The sequence below is a fragment of the uncultured Chitinophaga sp. genome, from assembly GCF_937874145.1.
Lineage (GTDB): Bacteria > Bacteroidota > Bacteroidia > Chitinophagales > Chitinophagaceae > Chitinophaga.
Window position 1 is genome coordinate 1 of sequence record NZ_CALNBI010000065.1, and the last position, 17,882, is coordinate 17,882.

Sequence of the window (17,882 nt, forward strand, 5' to 3'; positions counted from 1 at the left end):
CTCTGCAGTGCTTCATACGCCTCATCCAGCTCCTTCAGTATTTCGCGGTAGATCGTTTCCTGCGTGTCGTATTTTGGTTGCACGATCACATCCTCCACAGATTTCACCGCATCGAAGTAAGGCACATCACCGTAAGCATCGGTCAATTGCTGGAAAACCATCGCACGGCAAATCCTTCCGATATTCAACATATTCCTGCGCTTGGGGTCCTGTTCGCACAACCGGATCATTTCGGAGAAATTGATGAGATAGTTGCGGTAATGGGAATTGAAAGGATTGCCCCAATCGCGGTTCTGGAAAATATTCCCGGACGCGGGGTTTTTATAATAACCCGCATAATCCGCCAGCAGCCCGTGCGTCTGGTTCTGGAACACGAAATTCTTGATGGCGCTGGTAAACAGCAACTGCGGCTGTACGATATCCCGCCCGATGAGCGTGGGATTGGTGTTGATTTCCTTGAAATCTTTCGTACAACTCCCTAACGCCACACATCCGCCAGCCACCATGATCCATTTATATATCAATCGCATAATTCTAATTTTTCAGTGATTAAAGGGAAACAGAAAGGTTCAGACCGAAATTGCGCGTGATGGGGACACCGGTAGATTCGAAGCCCTGTGCCACGGTAAACGGCCCGAAGCCTCCTTCCGGATTGGCGCCCATCTCCTTGATCTGCGCGTTCTGCTTCAGGTACAATACGTTGCGGCAAACAGCCGTCAGCTTAGCGGATTTCAGGAAGAAGCCCTGCCGGAAATGCTTGCCGACATTATACCCCAGCGTCAGTTCACGGAGCGCGATGTAACTGGCGTCCAGCACAAATTCTTCGCTGATATTGCCATAGCTCATGCTGGTATAGTAAGCAGCTCTTCCCAACACGATATTACTCCGGGTGAATTTACCGTCAGCTCCTTCAATAACACCATCCGCGATCAGGTTGTCGCCGTTTTCCGTGCCTTTACCCGTTCCCACAGACCATTGCTGCTGTTTGGAATAAGAGAAAATCTTTCCGCCCTGCCTTACATCAATCAGGAAAGACAAGCTCAAACCTTTATAGGAAAGATTGTTCGTGATACCCGCCAGGTAATCGGGCTGCACATTGCCCAATACCGAAGTGGTGGCATCGCGCTGGTAAGCGCCCGCGGAGTTAAGCCATTTTTCGCCCGTAGCCGTCCGCTTGAATTTGTATCCGACGATGTTGCCATAAGGCAGGCCAGGCCGCGCTTCGATACTCATTTCACCCGTGCTGTACAGGTTCAGCGAATTGATGCCCGGCGCCAGGGAAACCACTTCCGACCTGTTCCGCGAAGCGTTCACGGAAATATTCCAGGTGAAGCCGCGGGAAGATACCGGTGTACCGGTTACCATCAACTCCAAACCACGGTTGCGGATCTCGCCGGCGTTGATCAGCTTGCGGGAGAAACCGGTAGGCGCGGGGATATCCACACCCAGGATCTGGTTCTTCGCACGGGCGTGGTAATAGGTAAAGTCGATCCCCAGGCGGTTGCGGAAGAATTTCAGCTCCGTACCCGTTTCAAAGGAAGTCGTCAGCTCGTTTTTGAGATCCACCAGCGGGATGGTTCCCGGTGTGGTGGCCATTCGCTGCCCGTTGTAGCTGAGCGTGCTCAGGTTATACCCGATCTGCGTCTGGTACGCGCTTGCATCTTTACCCGCCTGGGCATAAGACAACCGCACTTTACCGAAGCTCAGCCATTTGTCGCTTTTGATCTGGAATGCGTCAGAGAAAACGAAACTGGCGCTGGCCGCGGGATAGAAGAAAGAGTAGTTGTTGGCCCCGAGTGTCGACGACCAGTCGTTACGCCCCGAGATATCCAGAAACAGGAAATTATTATACCCGATCTGCCCGGTGAAGTACCCCGAGTTCATACGGCGGCGGTTGAGCCGATCCGTCGGCACCACCAGCCCTGCGTTGATGATATTATAGAGGTGATCGATGTTCAGGTTATTGCCCTGTAAAGACATCTCCTGCTGCTTGCGGTCGAGGCGGTTGGCGCCCACGGAGAACGTCCCGGTGAACTTATCGCTGAGTGCGCCGTTGGCGGTCAGCAACACGTCGAAGTTGTCTTCCCGCATCCGTATGCGGTCGTTGTTCACCTGCCCGCGGCGAAGGTTGCCTGAGCCGGTGGGCGTGTTCACCCCGATGCGCGAGTCGCGGACGTCGAAGTAGAAATCGGTACCGCCGCGCGCCTGCAGCATGAGCCATGGCGTTAATTTATAGCGGGCCAGCAGGTAACCGTTTACGCGGTCGCGGCTGTCGTTGCTGAGGAATTCGTTGAGCACCCAGTAAGGGTTAAACGGGCGGCCGTCGGTCCAGTTGTTGGCCTGGCCGTCGAAAGTTTTGTAATCCTTCATCATGTCCATCGACAGGAAAGCGGGGAAACGGTTGAGCGACATACCGATGGTATTGATATCGGTACCGAAGCCCGGCCTGTTTTTCCCGGCCTGGCGGATGTAGTTGACGCGGGTTTCGATATAAAGTTTATCCGTAGCCTGGAAACCCAGGGTGGTGTTGATGGTCTGGCGGTCGAGGGTGGATGTGGGGTAGATACCCTTGTTGCGCAGATCCGAGAACGACACCCGGTAGTTTATTTTTTCGGAACCGCCGGAAACAGCGAGGGAATTGGTGTAAGTGCTGCCGGTGGCGTAGAATTTACGGGATTCGCCGGAGCCTTTGCCGGAGTAGGAAAATACGCCGAGGCTGGGCCACAGTTCGAGCGCGATGGGCTGCCCGTCGAATTTGGCGCCCCACATATCGGGGATTCCTGCGGGGAGCTGGCGCACTTCGCGGCCGTCAATTGTTACCAGGTCCCACGACTCGATGGATTCGTTATAACCCGGGCCGTAGGAGTTCTGGCGCTGGGGCGTTACGAGCGGCTTTTCCCAGGTGGCGTTCGAGTTGAAATCGATTTTTGCGCGTTTGCCGGCTTTGCCTTTTTTAGTGGTGATGAGAATGACGCCATTGGCGCCGCGGGCGCCGTACAGCGAAGCGCCGTTCGGGCCTTTGAGCACCGTGATGGTCTCGATGTCGTCGGGCGAGATGTTGCCGATACCATCGCCATAGTCGCGGGAGGTACCGCGGGCGTTGCCGAGGTCCGGGGCGCCGATGGTCTGGTTGTCGATGGGCACGCCGTCTACGACGTACAGCGGCTGGTTATTGCCCTGGAACGAGCTGGCGCCGCGGATGTTGACATAGCTGGAGCCGCCGGGCCCTGTTGCGGAGGCGCTTACGAAAACGCCGGCAACCTTCCCTTTGAGGGAGTTGGCGACGTTCACTTCCCGGGCTTCGGTGAGCTCGCTGCCGTTGACCACCTGGGCGGAATAGCCCAGCGCGGCGCGTTTGCGCTCGATGCCGATGGCGGTAACGACCACTTCCTGAAGGGCGCTGTTGGATTCGGCTAGCTGGATGTTTACCTGTGTGCGGTTGCCTATGGGTTCCGCTTTCTTCTCCATGCCGATGTAACTAAATACAAGTGTACCGGATAAGGAAGGCAGTGCGATCCGGTAAAAGCCTTTTTCATCAGTGATAGCTGATTTGGTTGAATTCAATAACGTGACGGAAACCCCGGGAAGCGGCTCCCCGTTCTTTTCCGATGTAACCGTGCCTGTCACGGTAAGCTCCTGCCCAAGCACGGTGGTTGAAACGGCTGTGAAGGCGAGCAATAAGGCAAGGAATCTCAGTTTAAAGTTTTCTTTCATTGTATGCATGTTTTTAAACCCCTTTCATAAAAGTAAATAAAAAGCTTTCAAAAACAAATCATTTTCGTTTCCTTATCTATAATTATCGAATTTTCGAAAATCAGCGTAAAAAACGGCAATCCAACATTACTTTTCACCCTTATTCCGGCAGTTCCGGCGACATTCAAGGACCCACAGGAAGCGTAAAAAGGACATTTACAATGAAAAACAACGACAAAACAATGAAACGAAAACTACATTCCTTATAAAATAAGAAAAAGAAAATTTTAGCGCTATATTTGTGACAGCAGATGTATAAGTTGATGATAAACGGATTTTAAACTGATCAAGATGACCGCTTCGCACATTTCCCGCAGAAACTTCCTGTCCACCGGCACCGCTGCCATCGCAGGAATGGCCCTCAGCTCCCCTATCCTGGCCGCTACGGCGCCGCCCATCCGCGTCGGCGTTATCGGCACGGGCAGCCGCGGCGCGGGGCTGATTACATTATTAAATAAAATTCCTGCCTTCCAGGTAACGGCCTGTTGCGATATCCTGCCGGACAACCTCCGCAAAGCCATCTCCATCACAGGCAGCAAAGCCAAAGCCCACACCGACCACCGCACATTGCTCAACGACCGCACCATCGACGCCGTCGTGATCGCCACGCCGCTGTTCCTGCACGCCCCTATGGCTATCGATGCCCTGTCGGCCGGCAAACACGTTTACCTCGAGAAGTCATTATCATATAATACGGCCGAAGCCCTGGCCGTCGAGAAGAAAGTCGCGGAAAGCAACCGCGTGCTTCAGGTCGGGTACCAATACCGTTATTATGGACTGTACCGCAGGATCAAGGAAATCATCAGCCAGAACTGGCTTGGTAAAATCACGCACCTCGAAAGCCAGTACAACCGCAATTCCGACTGGCGCAATCCCGTATCCGATCCCAAACTGGAGCGCATCGTGAACTGGCGGATGTACAGTGAATATTGCGGCGGGCCACTGTCCGAGCTTTGCGCCCACCAGATCGACATGATCCAGTTCCTGCTGGACGCCAATCCCACGCGCGCCGTGGCCATGGGCGGCATCAATTACTGGAAAGACGGGCGGGATACCTACGATCATATCCGCGCCATCTACGAATACCCCGGCGGCATCAAATCCAGCGTGTCTTCGGTGCTGTCAAACGCTTACAACAGTTATAACATTAAAATATTCGGAGAAAAAGCGACGGTAGAGATCCAGCGGGAAAATGCCTACATCTACGCCGAAAACACGCAAAACAGGCTGGGAACGGTGGATGGAGTGACGGGCGCCACCGTCAGCGTAAAAACCCAGGGCGATGCGGAAGAAATCAAATGGCTGCAACCCGGCGAGCGTCTGCTCGAACCTACCACCTACGCGCTGGAAGATTTCCGGCGCTGCATCCAGGAAGGCAAAACGCCCGACTCCAACGTTTTGACGGCGAAAAACAGCTCACTGGCGATCCATATGGGGAATATGGCCGCCAAATCTGGCGGCACGGAGTATTGGCCGGCATAACGGTCAACCGTGCTTCAGCAGCACGCCCCGCTCCTTCCGGATGCGCGCCAGCAGCTGCTCCACATGTGCGCGGATCTGCGCCGGCAGTTTGGAGTACCCGGCAGCATATTCCAGTTTGCGGCCGTAATCAGACACATGCTCCACTGCGCGGACGGCATACTTTTCATTTTTGTACACCACGAATATTTTCACCCGGCGGATGCCATCGATATCGGTTGTCATGTAGGTGATGACGGGATCTATGCGGCCGTCGCGATCCAGGTCGCGGAAGGAACAATACGAAGTGGTGAACCAGATGCGCTCTTCTTCCGCTTCCTTCTCCACAAAATCGTTGATGGACCATTTTTCGAGATAACCGCCATGGTCTTCCAGGAGGCAGACGGCCTGAAGCGCGGTGCTGATCGTATCCTTCGCGGCTTTCTTCATCTGGTTTTCGCACAGCAGGATTTTCCAGCTGCCGGATTTGTCCTGATAACTAAAACCCTGGTAGATGGGAAATTTCGTTTCATATTCCTTGTCCAGCTCGGTGCGGGGAATGGGTTTCACATCCTGGGCGGCGGTAAAAAACGGGATAAGAAGAAAGCAAACAATCAAAAGTTGGCGCATATCACGAAAATAACTTTTCCCGCCATTAAAACCGCATCAACGCGCTTCCATTTCCGAAGGTCCATTCCGGCGTCCGCAACGTGTTGCCAGGCAAGGCATACCAGGCAGAAGCAGCCGAGGGGTTTTTCAGAAGATGCATATCCTGCGCAGGCATGTAACTCTGCGCCAGCAGGAATCTCTTCTCCCCGAAACTATTCACGGCTACATCCATCACGATCACAGCATGTCCCGGAGATCCGCTTTCGATGAAAACATCCCCCGGACGGATATCTGCGCTATTGCGAACCGGCTGTAATTGCTTTTTAAGCGAAATCGTACCGGCGTAGGTGAACACTGTTTCAAGATATTCGTCGAAGCACGCGCGGGTATCGCAGGGCGCTGCCGAATGTATGCCTGCGAGTTTATTACCGCGCAGCTTCCAGCGCCGGCCTTGCCGCCAGGCCCCGTAATCCATCGGCGTACCGTCGGTGGCGTTGAACATGATCTGCCCGTATTTTTTGTTGGCGTAGAGATATTCCGCGTACAAGCGCATTACGGCGTCCGCGCATTGCTGTAGGTCTTTCTTACCCGTGGAAATATCCAGCACCGCCACTTGCGCGGATTGATTGCGTTTCTTCTCCCCGTTGAACAAGTATACCGTCGCCGTCTTTTTCAAAGGGACGTTCCTGAGCCACGCACCGAAGCTGCCTGGAGATTGCGGCATTCTTTGAAACCCGGCCGGCAGCGGCCATGCTCCAACGGTTTGCGCCGCCGCAGGAATTACGAACAGGGAACAAATGAGCAACAGGGCGATTTTCATACCCTTCAGATGCAAATAACCCATTTTTCCATATCAGTTGAACGCCGGGAGATACGCGTATTCGATTGTGCTAAAAACATTAAATTTGGTAGCAGCACCCACCATTTTGTAACCATATCAAACAACCGTATCACTATGGGATTCCTCAAAAAGCTCTTCGGAAAATCCGGGCCCTCCGCACCTGCAATATTGGACATTGAAAAAGACAAGGTACCCGTGTACCCCATGATCAAAGACGCGCGCTGGCAAGGCACTGCCCATGCGGTCCATTTCCCGTTCGTGAACATCGGCGGAACGCCCGACCTGGTGATCGTTTTTCCGCAGGACGCAGGCGAAAGTTTTCAATATATCACGCCGAAAGATTTGGAGAACGAAGCGGTAAAAGCCAATTACGAAAAATGGCAGGAAAACATCGATCAATATCCTTTCGAATTCGAAAAACCGGAACGCATGAACGGCAGGATCATTTTCGCCGCCGGCGAAGATCATGCTTCCGAGAAAATCCTTTCCCCTGCATTCCTTGCCGCCGCCTGCAAAGAATTGAATACGGACAAGATCATTATTTCCGCACCGCGCAGAAGACATTGCATGATCACCAGCTACCATGAAGATTTTCTCACGCTGGAATATTTCTTCCACCGGCATTTCATCGCGTGGCGGGAAAACGAATACAACGAAGTGATTACAGAGATGGTTTTCGTGGCGGACGCAACGAAGGTAATGAATGCCGTACCGCTTGGGTTTCGTATCAACCTGTACGAAAAAGATGGCCAGTTTAAATTGACATATTCCACGATGGATGATCTATTCGATGAAAACGACCAGATCAATTTCCAGGCGATTATGGAGAAGAATAAAGTGCCGGTTATTTTTTGAACGGGCATTAGTTATAATTGAAAAAGCCGCTTCGTAAAGCGGCTTTTTCTTTGTTGCCCGACCTGGATTCGAACCAAGACAAACAGAACCAAAATCTGTCGTACTACCATTATACTATCGGGCACCGTTCGTTGGGATTGCAAAAGTATAATTTTTTTTATTCCTGCAAAAAAAATGTTCGGATTTTTAGAAAAAAAGTACTGTAACTCCCTCCTGCAAAGGCTTTTATGCTACAACAACCGCATCACCGCCCCTACGATATGCTCCGGCGCCAGCTCTTCCATACACGCGTGATCCCCGCGGAAGCAGGGTTTGCTGCCGAATACGGAACAGGGCCGGCAATATAAATCCAGCTGCACGGCATTCTCCGCGCTCTGTCCGAATCCCATGAAACCCGCGTAGGGATGCGTGGCGCCCCATACGGATACCACCGGCACGCCATACAGCGATGCCAGGTGCATATTCGCGGAATCCATGCTCACCATGAGTTGCAGGCCGCTGATGATCTTCAGTTCCTCTTCAAGCGAATGTTTGCCGGCTACCACCTGCAAACCGTTTACACGGTTGGCCAGCGCTTCCAGCTTCGCTGTTTCTTCCTTTCCGCCGCCGAACAGCAGGATTTCAGCATCCGTGCGCTCGCGCAACTGGCGGATCACCACCTCCATTTTTTCGATGGGGTACGTTTTCTCGCGGTAGGTGGCGAACGGCGCGATGCCGATCTGCTGTTTGGCAGCGGGCTTTCGCGGCAGCGTTCCCAACGTATCCGCGGATACGGGGTAGCCCAGCTTCGCGAAAACAGCGCGGTAACGGTCGATGGTGGAGGTAAGCGGCTGGAGGATTTTATTGTCTTTTCGCGTGAGCGCCTTCTTCCCGGCTCTGCCTTTGTCGATCACCGCCACTTTTACGGCCGTAAGGCGGAAAAAGGAACGGATGATCTGGCTGCGGAGCACCTGGTGGAGGTCCGCCATGGCGCGGATGCCCGGGTATTGCGCGCGGACGCTCCGGAAGAGGCGGAAAAGGCCGTTGACGCCCTTGTGCTCGCCCTTGAGGTCAGCCGGCACGAATATCAGCCGGGGAATCCCCTGGCAGAGCGCGCCCCAGTTTTTATTGGTGACAAAAACGATGGTAAGGTCCGGATACGTATCCAGCACCTGTTTCATAACGGGAATGGTCATGGCCACATCGCCCATGGCGCTGAACCGCACGGCCAGCAGGGTCGTTTTATTGACCGGATTTTTGCCCATAGAGAACGGGGTTGAGCGAGGGATCGTTGTACATTTTCATCTGCTTGTACACTTTCATGTACTTGCGGCCTTTGGAAATATCTTCCAGCAGCGCTTCGATGGCGGTGGATAAGTCGCGCTGCTGCTCCAGCAACACGTCCAGCTTGCGGGCGCAGGCTTCGCGATGGGCTTCGGTGGCATCGGGGCGCGTGGCTTCTTCCCGCATGTGATAAATTTTCAGGCCGAGGATCGACAGGCGGTCGATGGCCCAGGCGGGGCTTTCGGTGTTGATGGCAGCCGAAGGCGCGGGCGTTACGTCTTTATATTTTTCAAGAAAATAGCTGTCGATGTATTCGACCATATCGGTCCGTTCCTGGTTGGAGCGGTCGATCCAGCGCTTCATTTCCAGCGCTTTCACGGGGTCGATGGCGGGGTCGCGGATCACGTCTTCCAGGTGCCACTGAACGGTATCGATCCAGTTTTTGGCGTACAGGAGATGTTCTACGGAGGCGTTTTCATAAGGGTTCCGGACCGCCCGGTGGATGTCGTCGGCCACATGGTAGTCGCGGATGCTCTGGTCAAAAATTTCGATGCAAAGTGCGGTAAACATGCAGCAAATGTAAATAAAAAAGCACGCTGTGGAAACAGTGTGCCGGGCATAAAATCATGTGAATGTTCGAGAATGCAATTGTGTAGGCTTTCAATGGTTCTCTAAAGAGGGCTTCGATGATTTTCGGAATACACGAAACCTTCCGCTGACCATGTGGTGCCGGCATGTTGGAGACGCCCGCAACACGGCCGGCAACAATAGTCAGATATAATTGATAGGAAAATCGTAGTGGAGATTTTCCATGCCTTTCTGGTTAATGATCTGTGGCAGGAAGTGCGGTTTCAGGGTTATCGGGTCTTAAGCGTGTCTTGCTAAATTGGCATTTCCTGGTCTTCTTCCTCTAAATTACGCCACATGCCTGTATTATTCCCGCAGTGATGAAAATTCTGTGTTATCACTTGCAATGAATTGATTTCTGCCCCCTTATACACGCAAAAAGCCGCGCAAACCATCTGTCTGCGCGGCTTCCCGGTATTGAAACCCAATTATTTGATCTCTTTTCTCGCAGCGAAATACAAAGGAATCCCCAACAGGATGATCCCCAATCCCGGCACGGCGTATTCCGGCTCATAAATAAGCAGCAGCACGGCCAGCGACAATGCCACCAATACGTACAGTGCCGGCAGCACGGGATAGCCGAAGGCTTTGTAGCTCCGGGGGATATCCGGACGCGTCCTGCGCAGCACGAAAATCCCGATGATCGTAATGACGTAGAAAAGCAACACCCCGAAGATCACCATGGTCAGCAGGTCGCCGTATTTGCCGCTGAGGCAAAGCAGAGATGCCCAAAGGCACTGGATCCACAGCCCCGTACCCGGAACGTCGTAATTGTTGAGCGTGCCCGCCTTGCGGAAGAAAAGCCCGTCTTTGGCCATGGTATAGTAAATCCTGGCCCCCGAGAGGATCAGCCCATTGTTGCAACCGAACGTCGATATGATGATCATTACCGCGATGGTAACGGCCCCTAAACCCGGGCCAAAGATCCTTTCCGCAGCAGCCACACCTACCCTGTCTTGCTCAGCGAACGCGATCTCTTCCAAAGGCAGTACGGAGAGGTACATCAGATTTGCGGAAACGTAAATGATGGTGACGATGAATGTTCCCAGGAAAAGGGCGCGCCCAATATTCTTCTCCGGATTTTTAATCTCCCCGGCAATGAACGTAACGTTGTTCCAGGCGTCGCTGGAGAACAGGGTGCCTTTCATGGATACGGCGATCGCGCCCAGGAAAGCCATCCCGCTAAGCGCTGTCGTCACCAATCTGCCATCGTCCCATTTCAGGTTCGATGTTTCCCATGCATTGGTCCAGTTGGCGTTCCATATTTCGGCTTTAGCACCGATCAGCAGCCCGAAAACGATCAGGCCGAACAGGGAGAAGAGTTTGGTGAAAGTGAATACGGTCTGGATGATCTTCCCGTTTTTCACCCCTTTGGTATTGATCCAGGTAAGGAGTACGATGGAAAGGATGGCGATGATCTGGGCCATATTGACCGAAAAATTCCAGCTTCCCAGCGGCACCGCGAACAGGACGTTGGTTTCCGCGAGCCCCGGCGCCAGGTACCCCAGGTACTTGGCGAAAGCCATTGCCACGGCGGCAATAGTTCCCGTCTGGATCACGCCGAACTGCGTCCACCCGAAAAGAAAAGCGATAAATGGATTGTAAGCTTCGCGCAGGTAAACATACTGGCCGCCGGCCTTCGGGAACATCCCGGAAAGCTCACCGTAGCTGAGGGCGGCGATCAGCGTCACCACGCCGGCCAGCACCCACATGGCCATCATCCAGCCCGACGAGCCCATGGAACGGGCCACCTCGGCGGATACGATGAAAATGCCGGAACCGATCATGGAGCCCGCCACGATCATCGTGGCGTCAACAAGACTCAAAGTAGGCTTGAAAGAATGCGTAGGGTTGGACATGTAGAGGTTGATAAAATGGTTGATAAAAGAAAATCCCGGTTGCTACACCGGGATCAAACGCAGAAATCGTTTAATTATTTTTTCGGAGCTTCCTGGTTCAGCGCCTGGATCACTTCCGCCGTGATGTTGTACGCTTCGTCCTTAAACAAGATATTGGAAGCGCCCGCACGGTATGAGAAGATAAAGGCGTAGCGGTTGCCGTTTACCGTTTTAATCGTTTCTTCCAGTCTTTTCTGCAGGTCTTCGGAGAACTGCGCTTCCTGGGTTTGCAGCTGCGCGATGAGGTTCTGGCGGTTTACCTCGTGCTGTTGCGCCTTGCGCTGGAGGCTGGCTTCAGCCGCCTGGCCCTGCGCCTGCGTCATGGTAGGCGCCTGTTGCTGGAGGGCCTGCAGTTCGTTCTGCAATGCGCGCTCGCGGCCGGCGATCTCATTCTGGGCGGCTTCTTTCTTGCGGTCCAGTTCTGCTTTTTTGTCTTTGAAATAATCGTAGTGAGCTTCCAGCGAATCAATATCTACATAGGCAAGCTTTTGTACGCCGGCAGCGGCATTTACGGAAGAGTCCGCACCGGATTTGGGAGCGGATTTACCGTTGTTTTGCTGACAGGCCGCAAATACGCCGGCGATCGCCATCAGAAATAAACCATTTTTCACAATAAGTTGACGGGTGTGCATGTTGATCGGTAGATTTTTAGTACGCTTGGATATTATGAGATTGTTGCGGCGGCTAAAATAACATTTTTGGGATATAAAAAAACGTTAAAAAGAAAATAGTGGAAAGATAGGTCAGACAAGGATTTGCAGGTACATTCCCCCTTAAAAACGAAAAAGGGGGACATCGTCCCCCTTCATTATCATTACTTTTTCACCTTTTCTAGCGCAATTTCCGGCTCGTCCGTGGTCAGGAAATCGGTCCCGGCCCTGAGGTAAGTATCCATCTGCGCCGGATCGTTCACGGTCCAGATGTTTACCGTCACCCCGCTTTTCTTAGCCTGCTGGAAGATAGACATGTCTTTATCGATGACCTTCCAGGCGTAGTCGAAGCCCCAGATGCCGTCGGCCTTCAGTTCCGCGGGCGACTTGTCGCCGTTAAGATAGGCCACCTTGGCATGGGGGTCGAGGGCCACCAGTTTCTTGCAGATATTGTAATCGAAGCTGATATACAGCATCCAGGCCTGTGATTTGTGCTTGCGGATGAGGTCGTAGCACGACTGCGCCAGCTGCTCGCCGCGGCCGGTTTTGGAAGGTTTCAGTTCCAGCACCAGGCGGGTGATGTTTTGCTTCATGCCGTCTTCCAGGTATTGCTCGAACGTGGGCACGCGGTCGCCGTTCTTCAGCTCGATGGCCGTCAGGTCCGCGATGCTCGTTTCTTCCACGGTTTTGCCGCCGATATGGGGATCGTGGGAAAGTACGGGCACGCCGTCTTTCGACAACCATACGTCAAATTCAGTGCCTTCGCAGCCCAGGCGCACCGCCTCGCGCAGCGAAGTGATGGAATTCTGGCTGCCGGCCGTGTGCTTCCACGCGCCACGGTGGGCCACGATCTTGTTACGCGCGAAATCGTCCTTAACAAAAATAAACGGCTCTTTCTGGCCATTCAATTCCAGCGTCACCGCATATTGCATGGCGGAAGACGCGTCGATGCTTTTCTTCTTTTTCAAACGCACTTCTCCCTTCTTCCCGATCGTGAACAGGCCGGAAGTATCTTCCGCCAGCCTCACGCCTTTTGCAGCGCCCTCCGGCGTATATACCTGCCCGATCACTGCGCCGGCCTTGCCTTTCGGAATGGTGTAATTGTCCAGGTGAAATGCGGGCGCCTGCCCGTTCACCGCCGCAGCGGCCAGTAATGCCGGAATCATCATTCGATAACGTAGACGCATGGTAATGTGTTTTCTATGCTTGTTTAATATTTCGTCAACTTACAGATTATTATGTTCTGCTTTCATATCAGTTACATAAAGTTACAAAATACGGTGGCGAACGGATAAATCCAAGGGCTTCCGGGGCTTTTTAATAAGAACTTAATATGGTCGTGGGGGTAAATAAAAAAAGGCCGCCCCGGTTGGGAGCGGCCTTGGAATATGATTCGGTGCGAGACCTATTCTTCTTCGTCGAACTGGAACACTTCTTTCGAGGATGCGAGGATGTCGTATTCTTCTTTCGAACCTACGATCATGTTCTCGAATTCTCTCAGACCGGTACCGGCCGGGATCAGGTGACCCGTGATCACGTTCTCTTTCAGGCCCAGCATATCGTCCGTTTTACCGTTGATGGCTGCGGAAGACAGTACTTTGGTGGTTTCCTGGAAGGACGCTGCCGAAATCCAGCTGTGCGTACCGAGCGAAGCCTTGGTGATACCGAGGAGGAGCGGGCTGGAAGTAGCCGTTTCCGCGTCGCGGTATTCCACCAGCTTCCTGTCGGAGCGGCGCAGCACGGAGTTTTCTTCACGTACCTGGCGGAGCGTTACAATCTGGCCAGCCTTCATCGTAGCGGATTCACCGGCGTCGGTTACCACTTTCTTGTCGAAGATCTGGTCGTTTTCTTCAAAGAACTCGAACTTGTCGGTAGTATCGCCTTCGAGGAAGCGGGTATCTCCCGGATCTTCGATGGTTACCTTGCGCATCATCTGGCGAACGATCACCTCGATGTGTTTGTCGTTGATCTTCACACCCTGCAGGCGGTAAACCTCCTGTATCTCGTTCACCAGGTATTCCTGTACGGCAAACGGACCTTTGATCGAGAGGATATCGGCCGGGGTGATGGAACCGTCGGACAGTGCGGTACCTGCTTTCACGAAGTCGCCGTCCTGAACCAGGATGTGGCGGGTCAGCGGAACGAGGTACTTTTTCACATGGCTTTCGCGGCTTTCGATGATGATCTCGCGGTTACCGCGTTTGATGTTACCGAAAGCTACTACACCGTCGATCTCAGATACGATGGCCGGGTTGCTCGGGTTACGGGCTTCGAAAAGCTCGGTTACACGGGGCAGACCACCGGTGATGTCGCGGAGCTTACCGATCACGCGCGGGATCTTCACGATCACCTGACCTGCTCTCACGCTCGCGCCTTCTTCCACGATGATGTGGGAGCCAACCGGCAAGTTGTAGGATTTCACTTCCTTATTACCGTCAACGAGGAGCGACGGGATCTTGTTCTTGTCTTTGGTTTCGATAACCACTTTCTCGCGGTGACCGGTTTGCTCGTCAGCCTCTTCACGGAAGGTGATACCTTCAACGATGCTGTCGAACCGGATCTTACCGGCGATTTCGGAAACGATAACGGCGTTGAAGGGGTCCCATGTGCAGATCACATCGCCTTTCACCACTTTCTGGCCATCCTTCACGTTCAGGGTAGAACCGTAAGGGATGTTGTTGGTGATCAGCAGGCGGTCGTTCTTCACGTCCACGATCCTCAACTCACCGGTACGGCCGATTACCACCTGTACTTTCTCGCCTTCGTTATTCTCGAAGGTAGTGGTACGGAGGCCGTCGAACTGTACGGTACCGTCGAATTTCGCTGCCAGGGTGGATTCTACCGATGCGGAACCGGCCACACCACCTACGTGGAACGTACGCAGCGTCAGCTGTGTACCAGGCTCACCGATGGACTGTGCCGCGATGATGCCCACAGCGTCGCCACGCTGCGCCGTGTAACCGGTCGCCAGGTTTTTGCCATAGCATCTTACGCACACGCCGCGTTTGCTTTCGCAGGTGAGTACCGAACGGATTTCCACCGTTTCGATGGTGCTTTCTTCAATCTTACGCGCGATTTCTTCCGTGATCTGTTCGCCGGCGGCAACGAAGAGCTCTTCGTCATTCGCAGGATTGAACACATCGTGGAGAGAAGTACGGCCGAGGATACGGTCGTACAGCGGTTCTACTACTTCTTCGTTGTCTTTCAGCGCGGAAGTCGCGATACCACGGAGGGTGCCGCAATCTTCTTCGGTGATCACCACGTCCTGCGCAACGTCCACGAGACGACGGGTCAGGTAACCCGCATCCGCCGTTTTCAGTGCCGTATCCGCAAGACCCTTACGGGCACCGTGCGTGGAGATGAAGTATTCCAATACGTTCAGGCCGTCTTTGAAGTTGGAGAGGATCGGGTTCTCGATGATCTCGGAACCGGAAGAACCGGATTTACGCGGTTTCGCCATCAGACCCCTGAGGCCGGCCAGCTGTTTAATCTGTTGTTTGGAACCACGGGCGCCGGAATCCAGCATCATGTACACAGAGTTGAAGCCCTGTTTGTCAGTTGCCAGTTCACGGATCAGCGTTTCGGTCACTTTCGTGTCCACACGGCTCCAGATGTCGATGATCTGGTTGTAACGCTCGTTGTTCGTGATCAGACCCATGTTGTAGTTATCCCACACTTCGTCCACCTCACCGGCAGCGCCATCGATCATGAGCTGCTTGGCGTCGGGGATGATCAGGTCATTGATATTGAAGGACAGACCACCGCGGAATGCCGTACGGAAACCCAATTGCTTGATGTCGTCCAGGAATTTGGCGGTTTTCGGAATGTCAGTCGCTTTGATGATGTCGCCGATGATTTCACGCAGCGATTTCTTGGTCAGCAGGGCGTTTACGAAACCTGCTTCCTTCGGAACATATACGTTGAAGATCACACGGCCCACCGTGGTTTCGATCAGTTTGCGCTCCAGGGTTCCGTCTTCCTTGCGAACGTCCGCTTTAACACGGATGTTGGCGTGCAGGTCAACGCGGCCTTCGTTATGCGCGATGATCACCTCTTCCGCGGAGTAGAAGGCTTTGCCTTCGCCTTTCACGATTTCGGTTTCGGTGGATTTTTTACCCTTGGAGATGTAGTACAGACCGAGTACCATGTCCTGTGAAGGCAGGGTGATCGGCGTACCGTTCTGCGGGTTGAGAATGTTATGCGAAGACAGCATCAGCAGCTGTGCTTCCAGGATCGCGGCGTTGCTCAAAGGCACGTGAACCGCCATCTGGTCACCGTCAAAGTCGGCGTTGAACGCAGAACACACGAGCGGGTGCAGCTGGATCGCTTTACCTTCCACCAGTTTGGGCTGGAATGCCTGGATAGACAAACGGTGGAGGGTCGGAGCACGGTTGAGCATCACGGGGTGACCTTTCAGTACGTTTTCCAGGATGTCCCAAACCACGGCTTCTTTCCGGTCTACCAGCTTTTTAGCCGATTTCACGGTTTTAACGATGCCTCTTTCAATGAGCTTGCGGATAATGAACGGTTTGAACAGTTCCGCAGCCATATCTTTCGGAAGGCCGCACTCATGCAGTTTCAGTTCAGGGCCTACTACGATAACGGAACGACCGGAGTAGTCCACACGTTTACCGAGAAGGTTCTGACGGAAACGGCCTTGCTTGCCTTTCAGTACGTCGGAGAGGGATTTCAGCGCGCGTCCGCCTTCCGCTTTCACGGCATTGGATTTACGGCTGTTATCGAACAGGGAATCAACGGCTTCCTGCAGCATACGTTTCTCGTTACGCAAGATCACCTCGGGCGCCTTGATCTCGATCAGGCGTTTCAGACGGTTGTTGCGGATGATTACGCGGCGGTAGAGGTCGTTGAGGTCGGAAGACGCGAAGCGGCCACCGTCCAGGGGAACGAGCGGGCGCAGTTCCGGCGGAACAACGGGGATGTATTGCATCACCATCCATTCCGGGCGGTTGTCTACACGGCCATTGGCATCGCGGAAGGCTTCCACCACGCTGAGGCGTTTGAGGGCCTCGGCTTTACGCTGCTGGGAAGTTTCCGTGGCAGCCTGGTTGCGGAGCTGATAGGAAAGGCCGTCCAGGTCGATCCTGGAAAGCATCATTTCCACCGCTTCTGCACCCATCTTCGCGATGAATTTATTCGGATCCTCGTCGGGCAGCATCTGGTTGTCTTTCGGAAGGGTGTCCAGGATATCCAGGTACTCTTCTTCCGTCAGCAGGTCTGCATAATTGAGGCCTTTCTCTTGCTTCACACCAGACTGGATCACCACATAACGTTCGTAATAAACGATGGTTTCCAGTTTCTTGGAGCTCATGCCGAGCAGGTAACCGATTTTATTGGGTAATGATTTAAAATACCAGATATGAACAACGGGCACCACCAGGCGGATGTGCCCCATTCTTTCACGACGCACTTTCTTCTCGGTCACTTCTACCCCACAGCGGTCGCACACAATGCCTTTATAACGGATACGCTTATACTTTCCGCAATAGCACTCGTAATCCTTTACAGGACCGAAGATCCTTTCGCAGAACAAACCATCGCGCTCCGGCTTGTAGGTCCGGTAGTTGATGGTTTCAGGTTTCAGCACTTCGCCATAAGAACGCTCCAGGATGGTGTCCGGTGAAGCGAGACTGATGGTAATGCTGCTAAAATTTGATTTGGGACGATTTTCTTTCTTGATGGCCATTGTATGTTGTTTAAAGAAAACTCAATGTCTTGCGTGAAGCCGGCTAATCAGGTTTCCTTTTCCTTAATCATTCTGAACATTCACGCGGTTACTGCATTCTGCTACGACGGTATCTGAAGGAGGCCCGGACGGTGGGAATTCCGTCCAGGCCTCGCTTGAATACAGTTATCAATCGAATTTCAGGTCCAGACCCAGGCCTCTCAGCTCATGGATCAATACGCTGA

The 17,882-nt window shown here is 53.3% G+C and carries 12 protein-coding genes and 1 tRNA gene; 2 read left to right on the plus strand and 11 right to left on the minus strand.

Annotated elements, in window-relative coordinates:
* Positions 1-530, minus strand: a 530-nt coding sequence (locus Q0510_RS02955; RefSeq protein ID WP_298708088.1) for a SusD/RagB family nutrient-binding outer membrane lipoprotein, incomplete at its 3' end; no start/stop codon positions are given.
* A 19-nt stretch (positions 531-549) separates the two neighbouring features.
* The gene (locus tag Q0510_RS02960) at positions 550-3,714 is read right to left on the minus strand and encodes a SusC/RagA family TonB-linked outer membrane protein (protein WP_298708090.1); all 3,165 of its coding nucleotides are present in this window, start codon (positions 3,712-3,714) and stop codon (positions 550-552) included.
* Between the two features lie 330 nt (positions 3,715-4,044).
* Between Q0510_RS02960 and Q0510_RS02965 the strand changes: the two genes are divergently transcribed.
* A complete protein-coding gene (locus tag Q0510_RS02965; RefSeq protein WP_298708092.1) occupies positions 4,045-5,235 on the plus strand; it encodes a Gfo/Idh/MocA family oxidoreductase in 1,191 nt (396 codons plus the stop codon).
* Positions 5,236-5,238: 3 nt separating this feature from the next.
* On the opposite strand, the gene Q0510_RS02970 is transcribed toward Q0510_RS02965, so the two are convergent.
* Both Q0510_RS02970 and Q0510_RS02975 read right to left on the minus strand, forming a co-directional pair.
* Positions 5,239-5,781 (minus strand): M949_RS01915 family surface polysaccharide biosynthesis protein, encoded by a 543-nt coding sequence (locus tag Q0510_RS02970; protein ID WP_298708094.1) that lies wholly within the window; start codon positions 5,779-5,781, stop codon positions 5,239-5,241.
* Between the two features lie 85 nt (positions 5,782-5,866).
* A complete protein-coding gene (locus Q0510_RS02975) occupies positions 5,867-6,640 on the minus strand; it encodes a DUF4846 domain-containing protein (RefSeq protein ID WP_298708096.1) in 774 nt (257 codons plus the stop codon).
* A 135-nt stretch (positions 6,641-6,775) separates the two neighbouring features.
* On the opposite strand from Q0510_RS02975, the gene Q0510_RS02980 reads away from it, so the two are divergent.
* The gene (locus Q0510_RS02980; RefSeq protein WP_298708098.1) at positions 6,776-7,516 is read left to right on the plus strand and encodes a hypothetical protein; all 741 of its coding nucleotides are present in this window, start codon (positions 6,776-6,778) and stop codon (positions 7,514-7,516) included.
* A 53-nt stretch (positions 7,517-7,569) separates the two neighbouring features.
* On the opposite strand, the gene Q0510_RS02985 is transcribed toward Q0510_RS02980, so the two are convergent.
* The 7 genes from Q0510_RS02985 to rpoC form a co-directional block, all read right to left on the minus strand.
* Positions 7,570-7,640 (minus strand) — tRNA-Gln (locus Q0510_RS02985).
* Positions 7,641-7,746: 106 nt separating this feature from the next.
* Positions 7,747-8,760, minus strand: coding sequence for a glycosyltransferase family 9 protein (locus Q0510_RS02990; RefSeq protein ID WP_298708100.1), 1,014 nt, complete (start codon positions 8,758-8,760; stop codon positions 7,747-7,749).
* A complete protein-coding gene (locus Q0510_RS02995; protein ID WP_298708101.1) occupies positions 8,738-9,349 on the minus strand; it encodes a DUF4254 domain-containing protein in 612 nt (203 codons plus the stop codon). Before Q0510_RS02995 ends, Q0510_RS02990 begins: the two co-directional genes overlap by 23 nt.
* A 485-nt stretch (positions 9,350-9,834) precedes the next feature.
* Positions 9,835-11,265, minus strand: a complete 1,431-nt coding sequence (locus tag Q0510_RS03000) for an amino acid permease (RefSeq protein ID WP_298708105.1) — start codon at positions 11,263-11,265, stop codon at positions 9,835-9,837.
* Between the two features lie 74 nt (positions 11,266-11,339).
* Complete coding sequence (locus Q0510_RS03005; protein ID WP_298708107.1) at positions 11,340-11,936, minus strand: OmpH family outer membrane protein; 597 nt, start codon at positions 11,934-11,936, stop codon at positions 11,340-11,342.
* Between the two features lie 182 nt (positions 11,937-12,118).
* Entirely contained in the window at positions 12,119-13,141 is a 1,023-nt protein-coding gene (locus tag Q0510_RS03010; RefSeq protein ID WP_298708109.1) for a glycerophosphodiester phosphodiesterase family protein, read from the minus strand.
* A 218-nt stretch (positions 13,142-13,359) separates the two neighbouring features.
* On the minus strand, positions 13,360-17,658 hold the full coding sequence (gene rpoC / locus Q0510_RS03015; RefSeq protein WP_298708111.1) for a DNA-directed RNA polymerase subunit beta': 4,299 nt from the start codon (positions 17,656-17,658) through the stop codon (positions 13,360-13,362).
* Between the last annotated feature and the right edge of the window lie 224 nt (positions 17,659-17,882).